Source organism: Streptomyces phytophilus, assembly GCF_013870535.1.
Lineage (GTDB): Bacteria > Actinomycetota > Actinomycetes > Streptomycetales > Streptomycetaceae > Streptomyces > Streptomyces phytophilus.
Genome location: NZ_JACBXC010001584.1, coordinates 1 through 1,200 on the forward strand (window position 1 = coordinate 1; position 1,200 = coordinate 1,200).

1 protein-coding gene is annotated in these 1,200 nt (G+C 72.8%); it reads right to left on the minus strand.

Features of this window, described 5'->3' with window-relative positions:
* Window positions 1–981 (minus strand): alkene reductase (locus tag H5J30_RS34415; RefSeq protein WP_181791740.1); only part of this gene is annotated, 981 nt, incomplete at its 3' end.
* Between the last annotated feature and the right edge of the window lie 219 nt (window positions 982–1,200).

Here is a 1,200-nt window from a genome sequence, read left to right on the forward strand (position 1 = left end):
CAGGTCGGGGTTGGCCAGCCAGCGCGCGCCGAGGGACACGATGTCCGCCGTGCCCGCCGCCAGCAGTTCCGCCGCGTCCGCGACCGGGTCGCCGGCGCCGTGGTGCGCGGAGTTCAGCATCAGCGGGCCCGCCCAGTCGCGGCGTACCTGCTCGGTCACGTTCCGCAGCCCCGGGTGGGCCTCCAGGACGTGCAGAAAGGCGAGCCGATACGGGGCGAGGGCCGCGAGCAGCGCCGCGTACAGCTCGGCCGTGTCGGTCTCGGCGACGCCGTTGGCGTCGTTGCCGGGCGAGATGCGCAGCGCGGTGCGGTCCGCACCGATCGCCTCGCTGACCGCCCGTACGGACTCGACGGCGAAGCGGACCCGGTTCCCCACCGGACCGCCGTAGGCGTCGGTGCGCCGGTTGGAGTTGCCGGAGAGGAACTGGTGAATGAGGTAGCCGTTGGCGCCGTGCAGTTCGACGCCGTCGAAGCCCGCCTCGATCGCGTTGCGCGCGCCGGCCGCGAAGTCCCGGACGATCCCGCCGATGTCGTCGCCGGTCAGCTCGCGGGGCACGGGGTGCGGCAGCATCCCCTGGTCGACGGTGAACAGCGACTCACCGGAGGCGAGGGCCGACGGCGCCGCCGGAAGCCCGCCGTCCGGGTAGAGGTGGGGGTGGCCGACACGGCCGGCGTGCAGCAGTTGCAGGAAGATCCTGCCTCCCGAGGCGTGCACCCGCTCGGTCACCTGCCGCCAGGCGGCGATCTGCGCGGCGGTGTGGATGCCGGGCGTCTGGATGTAGCCCTGGGCGCGCACGCTGGGCTGGGTGCCCTCGGTGACGATCAGCGCGGCGGCGGCCCGCTGCTCGTAGTACTCGGCCGTCAGCTCCGACACCAGCCCGCTGCCCGCGGTGGCCCGGGAGCGGGTCATCGGGGCCATCGCCAGCCGGTGCGGGAGGTCGAGGCGGCAGATCCGTACGGGTGTGAAGATCTCGTTCGTCATGTCCTCGACGCTAGATACGGGGGAATGCCCGCCGGATCCGTAGCGCTTCGGTACTGGGATACGTAATCCGTGCCGCCGCCCCACCCACGTAGGTGTGACTGGATGACTCTGTACGGGCGTCAGAAGGAGCTGGCCGAACTCGACGCGCTGATCGGCGCCGCCGCGGACTGGCGCGGGCAGAGCCTCGTGCTGCGCGGCGAGGCCGGCATCGGCAAGTCG